Raw genomic sequence first — 9,864 nt, forward strand, 5'->3', positions numbered from 1 at the left:
GTTTCTCGACAATTCCATTATACCAAACGGAATGTATTTATGCCTTTTTTATTGGCTGAAATATTGAATTTTCAAGGTTCAGCACACCTTAGAGGTGTGGGAAGTTTTAGTATATAAAAAGCATTGTCTCATCGAACAACGACCAGACAACGCTTTCTCCTGTCAATTCTAATTTATGTCTGATGCATCTGTTATTTCATCTGCAGCAATTCCTTTTTCTGCTTTCAGTTTTTTATTTGCATCTTCTACATTCATTTTTGAAAGTACAAACATAATCAATACATCAAAGATTAACGGAAGCCAAAGGTACATGAACTGCATCATATCAAGTGCAGACTGTGGTTGAGTTGCATTTGTTCCGATATATCCACTAAACTCAAGCATCCATCCAACAACAGCGGTTCCAATACCTCCACCGATTTTTACACCAAGAGAGGTGCAGGAGTACATCGTTCCGTCAATTCTCTTTCCCTGTGTAAGATAAGTGTATTCAGAACAAGATGCGATAACTGCATTCATATCTCCCTGCCATGGTCCCTGACCTAAGGCTGCAAGAGCTGTAAACGCCATCATCAGCGGAACACTGCCCATATATCCAGCAACAACAACAAGTGCTCTACCGATAACTGCTAAAACATAACCTCTTAAGTTCAGTTTATACATACCTTTCCACTTACCAACTAATGTCGGTGTGAAAATCAGGGCAATGATCAGTGGAATATTTACTGCCCATGCAAATTGTCCAAACAAATTCTTATTTTTCAGTACCCATGTCATGTAATAAATGCCAGCTCCAATCATGGCACCATATAACTGCTGTAAAATATATGTTCCACAAATCATCATGTAATATTTGTTTTTAACAAGAAGCTTGAATGCCTGTACCATTCCGTACTTTTCATTATCATCCTTTACTTCTCCTTCGTTAAGTTCTTCCTCCGGAAGTTCCTTAACAGAAAGTGCTGAAATCGTATTTACGACAAGACCAATGATTGCATAGATAATAGCAACCGTTCTCCATGCTGCAGCATCTCCACCACATTTATCTACAAATCCAACTGTAATTGCCTGAATCAGAAGACTTGTTGAAAACGCAAAAATAAAACGGTAAGATCCCATCTGCACACGCTCTTTGCTGTTCTTTGTAATCAGTGACGTAAGTGCTGAATAAGCAATATTGTTTGCTGTATAAAACACACCATTTAACAGTGTGTAAGAGATAAAGAACCATGCATATTTAGCCGTTGTTCCCAAGCTGACCGGTACTGCAAAGCAGCCGACCAGCGTAATGGCACAACCAATGTATCCGTATAGCATCCATGGTTTCGCTTTTCCCATTTTACTGTGTGTTTTGTCAATCATTGATCCAAAAAATATATCCGTAAAACCATCAAATAGTTTTGATACGGCAATCAGGGTACCTACGACACCTGCAGCAAGTCCTACTGAGTCCGTCAGATAGACCATCATGAAAGATGTCAGGAACGCATAGACTACATTACCTGCAATATCACCTGATCCATATCCAATTTTGTTATACCATTTCAAATACTTTCTTTCTTCCATCGAATTTCTTTACTCCTCATCTTCATCGCACTTAGAATCTCAATATGTCTAACCGTATGATGTCTAATTCTAATTTTTTCTCTGTTTTTGTCTGATTGCTCTGTATATCCGGACTTTACATTGCAATCAGACTATCCTTCTTTGTTTACGAGTTACATGAAACTTTATTATCCCTTTACATACGGTATCAGTGTAAACTGGAACCGGAATAATACATCATCAAATCGGTACTGATCCAATACAACCGGACCACAACTATTAGAACCAATGCCATTTAATGCGTAGTCAACGCAAAATACTACACTATCTGATTCTGTCAGTTCATAATTATGTGTTTTCTTCTCAAGTTCTTCCTGCGTATAATAAGAAGCATTGAATGAGAAGGCATTTTCCGCGGATACTACAATTCCATATCGGCTGTTATTAAGCTCTACATATTCACAATCATAATGGCTTCCATTTTCCTGTGGGCGAATATAATCCTCATGCAAATCGTCTACATTTGCCTGATACAAGCCGTGGCTCGCAGCCTGATGTTTGTCACAATAGCTTTCCTGTGGTCCCATTCCAAAGTATCTTGCAGCTGAAAGTTTTTTATCCAGGAACATCCTCACACCAAATCTTGGCAGATCCGGAAATTCATCATCTTTTGTTACTGCAATATCTGCATCAATCTTTCCAGCAGCTTCTATTTTCCATGTAATCGTCACATCAAGAATCTTCTGTACTGTCTCTGCCACAACGGATGCATGGCTTGTAATTTTCACACCATGCTTTCCCTGCACGACCTCTGTCGTGTAAGCTCTTGTATAAGCTTTATCATAATGGGCTTTCTTCCATTCAGACTTGATGTACATATCATTATCTGTTGGTGCCCTCCAGATATTTAATTCCATCGGGTGGTTCAGATATTCCCGACCTGCAAATTTCATCTCTGTAAAAAGTGCAGTCCGTCGGTCGATTGTATATGCGAATTCACGGCCATTGATATGAATCTGGGTATCATCTTCACTCACCTGTAATTCAGAATCCGTCACTGTTTTTTCAACCCATTTTTCTGCTAACTGGCATTTGGCATCCTTCTGGCTTACTTCGATCTCATCAAATCCAAGGATATAATCCTCTTCCAGCAGAGGCATTTCTTTTTTCAGGTGGTAAGTGAGTTTTAAATAACATTTTCCATTTTCTGGAACGTTGACCTGCAGGTTTGTTTTTCCTTCACTATGTGGTACCACAGATACTTCAGCAAGTTTTCCTTTCCCAATCAAAAGTCCATCCTGTGTCAATTCATAGCTGATTTTCACATAATCTTTCAGATTATCAAAATCCATGTAGTTATGAAGCACCAGTTCTCCGCTTTCTTTGTCATAGGAAATAACCCTTGCCGGGCGATAAACATTCTTGTATTCCAAAAGTCCTGTATGTACCGTTCTGTCCGGATATACTAATCCATCCATACAGAAGTTGCCATCATGAATTTCTTCGCCATGGTCGCCCCCATAAGCATATATAGTCTTTCCATTCTCAGCAGTTCCATGAGCAATCGCATGGTCACACCATTCCCAGACAAAGCCGCCGCACATTTTATCATTATCCTGAATCATCTGGAAGTAATCTTCAAAATCTCCAGGTCCGTTTCCCATGCTGTGACAGTACTCTACCAAAAGGAAGGGTTTGCTTCCATCTTTATCCAGATATTCCTGAATTTCGGAAAGCGCTGGGTACATCCGGCTGTACACATCCAGATTGCTGTAATCATATGTTTCATCATAATTACGGTATCTTGCACTCTCATATTGTGTGATACGGTCTGGATCAAAATTCTTTGTCCATTCCAGTGCTTTTTCAAAGTTGCAGCCATAAGCACTCTCATTTCCCATTGACCACATAACAATACAGAAACGGTTTTTGTCACGTTCCACCATGAGTTTTACGCGATCAACGATTGCCTCTTCCCATACCGGATCATCTGCAATCTTCTCATTCCATCGTTTGAACCGATTGTAATCAGTGTCTTCTTTTCTGTAGATCATAAATGGACCATGAGCTTCAATATCTGCTTCATCTATTACCATGAATCCATACTTGTCACACATTTCATAGAAAAATGGTGCGTTCGGATAGTGGCTGGAACGGATCGCATTAAAATTATGCTGCTTCATTAACGTAAGATCGGTTGTAATCTGTTCCGGATTGATTGTAAATCCAGTAACCGGATCAGAATCATGTCGATTGACACCACGGAATTTAATCTTCTGTCCATTTAAATAAATAACCTGGTCTTTAATCTCTATCTTTCTTAATGCAATGTGATCTACAATTACTTCATTCTCTGTTTCAAGAATCAGTTTATATAGATATGGATTTTCTGTATTCCAAAGTTCCGGACTTGCGATTTCTAATACAGCTGTTCCTTCTTCAGCAATACTTCCTAGTGCTACAACTGCTCCGTTTCTATCTTCAAGCGAAATTTTTACATTTAACGGAGAGTAGAATTTCATTTCAATTTCTACTTTCGCAAGCATATCCTCAATTCTTGTTTTAATATGATAATCACTGATTGCCTGTTTTGGGCGTTTCAAAATGTACACATCCCGGAAAATACCACTCATACGGAATTTGTCCTGATCTTCCAAATAGGAGCCATCACACCACTTCATTACCAACACTGCCACCGTATTCGTTCCATCCTGAAGTACATCGGTAACATCAAACTCACTGGTCATATGCGAAACCTGGCTGTATCCTATGTAAGAGCCATTGATCCATACGTAAAAGCAACTGTCTACTCCTTCAAAGTTCAAAAAAGATTTTGGCGCTTTCTCATCTCTACTGTACTCAAAAGTATGTACATAGGCTCCACACGGAATGTCCTGTGGCACATATGGTGGATCAAACGGAAATGGATACCGGATGTTTGTATACTGGTGTGTATCATATCCAGCCATCTGCCATACACTTGGAACCTGAATCTCATCAAAATTTTCTGTATCATAATTCTTCTCAAAGAAAGAATCCTGAATGTCATAGATGCTGTTAAAATACTGGAATTTCCAAGTTCCATTCAATAACTGCATACGATCTGACTCTTCTCTGTGTTCCACCAAGTTATCCATTCTTCTGGATGCCGGAATATAATAGGCTCTGGCTGGCATTGTGTTTTCGTGCAGTACGCTTAGATTTTCATAATAACGTGGTACGATCATAAATAGCTCTCCTCCAATACATATACTTTTTTGTTCTTTGTTTTCCTAAAGCAAACCTTATACTTTACTTTTTGTTTACGTTCCTTAGTTATGCTATATATAGCTTATCCTAATTCGCAAAATATGTCTATGAATTGGATTAGACAAAATATGCACTAAATGATACAATGATAAAAAGTACGAAAAGAGGTGCTGTCCTATGTATTTGAACACCGGTTATTTGAACCACTCACATATGGATTTCAAAGACAAAAGTCGTCCGCTGATTGTCGGTAGCTGTGGTACTTACCGTCTTTCCAGACATCCCAAACTTCCGACCTACCGTCCAAGGGGTCGTCTGGATTATCAGATTATATATATCACTGCTGGTTGTGGGCATTTTCATTTTGATAATGTAAATAATGAAACGATTGTTCCAGCCGGCAACATTGTACTGTACAGACCGAAAGAACTCCAAAAATATGAATATTACGGAGAAGATAAGACAGAAGTATACTGGATTCACTTCACAGGAAGCAATGTGAAAAATATCTTACGTCAATATGGGTTTCCGGATAAAGAACGTGTCTTTCAAGTGGGTACATCTAATGAATATGAACAAATTTTCAAGCGTATTATTATCGAGCTCCAACGCTGTCAAGATAATTATGAGGAAATGCTTGTCCTTTTGCTACGTCATCTTCTGATTAGTTTCCACCGGGAACTGACAAGAGAGCACATATTAAAAAATGAATATCTTGATCATGAGATGGATAATGCTGTTACCTTTTTCAGTGAAAACTACAATCAAAATATCAATATTGATGATTATGCTGCCTCACGAGGCATGAGTGTCAGCTGGTTTATCCGAAATTTCAAAAAATATACCGGTTCTACACCAATGCAATTCATTGTGGGAATCCGTATCAACAATGCTCAGATGTTACTTGAAACAACAACTTATTCCATCAATGAGATTTCTAAGATTGTCGGATATGATAACCAGCTTTATTTCAGCCGGCTTTTTCACAAGCTGAAAGGATATTCGCCAAGAGAATACCGAAAAATAAGAAATAAGTTATGAAATTTATAATGTCATAAAAACTAAATCTCAAAAAAGGATGCCACCGAATCAAAGCAGATTACGTGACATCCTCTTCTTTTTGTTATTTTATGAATTCATCAGTCTTTCGAACCAGGTATTCATAACAATGATGAACTGGCCTGCTCCTGGCCATTTTTGCAACATTTCTTCCAAAGTTTTATGATTCACATATTTCTGCACATATACCCAACAAGCAACACCACTGGCTTCTGACACAATGTCAACTATGGTTTTATGCATGACTTCTTCAAAATCAGCAATTTCTTCTTTTTGAATAACATCATAAAGTTTTGGCGCCTTATAGTCTAATTTCACGTCATTTTCATGTACAGCCTTAATCAGATTCTTAACTTTTTCTCTTGAGTTCTCCGGTACTTTCATGTACTCCCACATAAATGCTACCACATCGGACGGTGTGTCTTTTTTTAGTGGTGGTAACTGAATATAATCATTGTTTTCGCTCATTTTCATATCCTCCTCACGATATAATAAAATCAATAATACGTTCTCTTGTCATGTCCAGTACAGTATCTACGAACACTCCTGCAAACAGGATCAGATACAGAATAACACTCAGCGAAAACAGAAATGCGACCTGTACCCAATCATGGTAACAGTATGCAGTCGCTATAATCAACAAAGTGAATATAAATCCAAGGATCCCTCTGACAACCGCATAAGTCTGTACTGTCATCTTCACTGCCAGGCCGATCACAAAAAGGATCAGCCATACCGGCAGTAATAATATTTTCCCAATTTGAATTTTACATTACAGAAAACACATTTTATAACAACAAAACAAATGCATCTGAAATTTATTTATCAGAATGTAAAGTAAAAAAAGAAAAGTGAGGTATAGCTATGGTTATTTACAAAGCAAAAGATTATCAGGACATGAGTAGAAAAGCTGCAAATATTATTTCAGCACAGATTATTATGAAACCAAACTGTGTGCTTGGACTTGCCACAGGTTCTTCCCCAGTCGGAACTTACAAACAATTAATCGAATGGTATAAAAAAGGGGATTTAGATTTTTCACAGGTAACGAGTATTAATTTGGACGAATATAAAGGTTTAAGTCCGGAAAATAATCAAAGCTACCGTTACTTTATGAATACCAATCTGTTCAATCATGTAAATATCAATAAATCCCACACATTTGTCCCTAATGGTCTGGAAGCAGATTCTAAAAAAGCGTGTGATGATTATAATGAAATTATCCGCAGCCAGGGAGGTATTGACCTCCAGCTTCTTGGACTTGGTCACAACGGGCACATTGGTTTTAACGAGCCTGGAGCTGCTTTCGAAAAAGAAACTCACTGTGTTGATCTGACAGAAAGTACAATTGAAGCCAACAAACGCTTCTTTGCTTCCGAAGACGAGGTGCCACGCCAGGCATATACCATGGACATCAAGAATATCATGCAGGCAAAGAAAATTTTGGTCGTAGTCAGTGGTAAGGACAAAGCTGAAATCTTAAAGAAAGTACTCTATGGAGCAATCACTCCGGAAGTACCGGCTTCCATCCTTCAGTTACATAATGATGTAACAATCGTTGCTGATGAAGCTGCACTGAGTGAGATTGATAAATAATATCTACTGGACACCGGACATTGCAGTGTAACTTATGAAACGCATTTAGCTTTTGTTAAAAAAGGGAAGCTGTGATACACATCCATGTACCACAACTTCCCTATATTTTCATCTTCATTTAATTTTAATCAATTGTCCATTTAAGCAGCTGTTCTTTCACCTTTTCAAATATCTGCATTACAACTACTAACACAATTACCATAAAGATAAATCCAACCCAGGTATTGGCAAATACACCAAGTTCAGAATTCTTTTTTACAAAATAGCCCATGCCTGAACCGCCACCATACATTTCGGCAAATACAAGCATTACAAAAGAACTTCTCAGTGAATTTACAAAACCGGCCAGAATAGATGGACTTGCTGCCGGCAGAATTACTTTCATGAACCGCTTTACACCTGTCAGTTCCAATGTAGCTGCCTTGTCCAAATAGCGCTTATCAATGGTCATGATTCCTGTGATTGTAGCAAATAATGTTGCCCAGACAATATTATATACAACCAAAAATATGGAAGCTGATAATAATGTTGGTGACAACAACAGTACAAACGGCGACAATAAGATTGACGGGATTACGCTAAAGGCATAAATAACCGGATGCAGCGCTTCCCTGATTTTCTTATTTAATCCCATGATTGTACCAAATATAACTGCAATCACTAAAGAAAGAAATACTGATGGGATGAGTAATTTGAAAGAAGCAAGCATATTTGTAAGCATTACTTCTTTATTCGACTCAAAGGCTGCTGCAATCTTTTCCGTTGTTGGAAACAAATATGGATTCAGCATTTTCACATCTGCCACATAATAATATAACAGTACTAATCCTGCAAATATCAATACTGTAATCCAGTATTTTTTCACAAAGCCCTTAATTGTTTTCATTTACCCATCTCCTAAAATCTGCTATTTATCATTTTCGTCAAAGAATTTCTGCTGTGCCTCATAGAAATCCGGTGCCTCATCACCATAAGATTTTGTTGCCTCAGCAAGTGCTTCTTCATAAAGCTCTGTGTTGATATGATCTTCAATATCGATCTTGCAGTCATCACCGAGGTATCCTGTTTTGTCAAGAATGTTCCATGCACGTACCACACTGTTCTTAAGAGGATCTACATTTACAAAATAATGTTTGTCATCCATCATGTAAGCTGCCACATAGTCATCTTCCTGACCGATACGTTTTGCATGAAGAGAAACTGCTTCTTCTTTATTTGCCTCATACCAGGACTGTGCACGGAGTAATGCGCGGATAATTGCTTTGACTGTATCCGGATTGTCATTTACCCATTTTGTCTGTCCAACCATACGGCAGCAAGAATAGTTCTCCATGATTTCACTCTGATAGCTTACGATTTCGATGTCACCTGAGTCTACAAGCTGTTTCACACCATAGTTGTTCTGTGTTCCCATAAGCGCATATTTTACTTCACCGTTCTGAACAGCAGCTAATGCGTCATCATAGCTTGAATATACTTTCCAGTCAACTACATCTAACGGATTATCATATCCAAGATCCATAACTGCACCTGTAAATGCGAAATAACTTGGATTTACTGCAACGGACTGTCCAATAAATGATTCGATACCTTTCCACTCTGTTCCAGCTTTTGCAACAACCGGCATACATCCTTCTACCATATGTCCGCCAAAAATTGTAAGATCTACACCTTGTGCTATCTGCTGAAGCGGATTAGATGTACCCGCATTTGATACGACATCAACCTTGCCTGCTGCAAGAAGAGCCATTGCATCCATATTCTGAGTTGCCTCTACCGGCTCAATCTCGATTCCTTCATCCTCAAAATATCCTTCTTCTTCTGCAATTGTTACAAGGACGTTACCACTTGAACCATAATTCCACTTTACAGTTGTCATTTTCTCCTTGCTATCTTTGTCAGTTGTCTCTGTTTTTGTGTCGTCAGACTTTTTGTCATTACTGCTTCCACATGCTGCAAGACTAAACGTCATACCGAGCACTAACATAAGTGCTAAAACTCTCTTTTTCATACCCTTCTCCTTTTCTGTTTTTACTACTTATACTAGAATCTCTGCATTAACCATTTCCTGACAGGCAGCAATTCCGTCAGTATATGGATAACACTATATATAACAGGCCTGCCTGTATATATCACATATCAATTCCACTATTTGCATGGCTTTCCGTTTTAAATATGTGTCGTGACATCTTTATTTATCTGATTGATCAATGTAATACGAAGCTTCATCATATCAATATTCTCAAATAATGTGTCACGCGTCGGATGCAGTTCTTCTGTAATCTTGACATCATAAATAATATGACTAAAACTTCCCACACCTCTAAGGTGTGCTGAACCTTGAAAATTCAATATTTCAGCCAATAAAAAAGGCATAAATACATTCCGTTTGGTATAATGGAATTGTCGAGAAAC

The 9,864-nt window shown here is 38.2% G+C and carries 8 protein-coding genes and 1 pseudogene; 2 read left to right on the top strand and 7 right to left on the bottom strand.

Annotation, left to right across the window (positions count from 1 at the left end):
• Positions 1-168: 168 nt before the first annotated feature.
• Complete coding sequence (locus ACTNA4_RS15425) at positions 169-1,566, bottom strand: MFS transporter (protein WP_441030971.1); 1,398 nt, start codon at positions 1,564-1,566, stop codon at positions 169-171.
• A gap of 167 nt (positions 1,567-1,733) precedes the next feature.
• Complete coding sequence (locus tag ACTNA4_RS15430) at positions 1,734-4,772, bottom strand: glycoside hydrolase family 2 TIM barrel-domain containing protein (RefSeq protein WP_441030974.1); 3,039 nt, start codon at positions 4,770-4,772, stop codon at positions 1,734-1,736.
• 199 nt (positions 4,773-4,971) lie between these two features.
• On the opposite strand from ACTNA4_RS15430, the gene ACTNA4_RS15435 reads away from it, so the two are divergent.
• Positions 4,972-5,835, top strand: coding sequence for an AraC family transcriptional regulator (locus ACTNA4_RS15435; RefSeq protein WP_003506523.1), 864 nt, complete (start codon positions 4,972-4,974; stop codon positions 5,833-5,835).
• Between the two features lie 87 nt (positions 5,836-5,922).
• Here the strand turns inward: ACTNA4_RS15435 and ACTNA4_RS15440 are convergent, their stop codons facing one another.
• Both ACTNA4_RS15440 and ACTNA4_RS15445 read right to left on the bottom strand, forming a co-directional pair.
• Positions 5,923-6,327, bottom strand: a complete 405-nt coding sequence (locus ACTNA4_RS15440) for a hypothetical protein (RefSeq protein ID WP_441030977.1) — start codon at positions 6,325-6,327, stop codon at positions 5,923-5,925.
• 7 nt (positions 6,328-6,334) lie between these two features.
• Entirely contained in the window at positions 6,335-6,619 is a 285-nt protein-coding gene (locus ACTNA4_RS15445) for a hypothetical protein (RefSeq protein ID WP_441030984.1), read from the bottom strand.
• A gap of 98 nt (positions 6,620-6,717) precedes the next feature.
• Here ACTNA4_RS15445 and nagB point away from each other — a divergent pair, with 98 nt between their 5' ends.
• Entirely contained in the window at positions 6,718-7,449 is a 732-nt protein-coding gene (gene nagB, locus ACTNA4_RS15450; RefSeq protein ID WP_441030980.1) for a glucosamine-6-phosphate deaminase, read from the top strand.
• Positions 7,450-7,573: 124 nt separating this feature from the next.
• Here the strand turns inward: nagB and ACTNA4_RS15455 are convergent, their stop codons facing one another.
• The 3 genes and pseudogenes from ACTNA4_RS15455 to ACTNA4_RS15465 all read right to left on the bottom strand — a co-directional run.
• Positions 7,574-8,335 (bottom strand): ABC transporter permease, encoded by a 762-nt coding sequence (locus ACTNA4_RS15455; RefSeq protein ID WP_022279019.1) that lies wholly within the window; start codon positions 8,333-8,335, stop codon positions 7,574-7,576.
• Positions 8,336-8,356: 21 nt separating this feature from the next.
• The gene (locus ACTNA4_RS15460; protein ID WP_117658060.1) at positions 8,357-9,460 is read right to left on the bottom strand and encodes an ABC transporter substrate-binding protein; all 1,104 of its coding nucleotides are present in this window, start codon (positions 9,458-9,460) and stop codon (positions 8,357-8,359) included.
• Between the two features lie 158 nt (positions 9,461-9,618).
• Positions 9,619-9,864 (bottom strand): annotated as a pseudogene (locus ACTNA4_RS15465) (hypothetical protein); the annotation flags it as partial.

The organism is Bariatricus sp. HCP28S3_A7 (assembly GCF_052066375.1).
Taxonomy (GTDB): domain Bacteria; phylum Bacillota; class Clostridia; order Lachnospirales; family Lachnospiraceae; genus Allocoprococcus.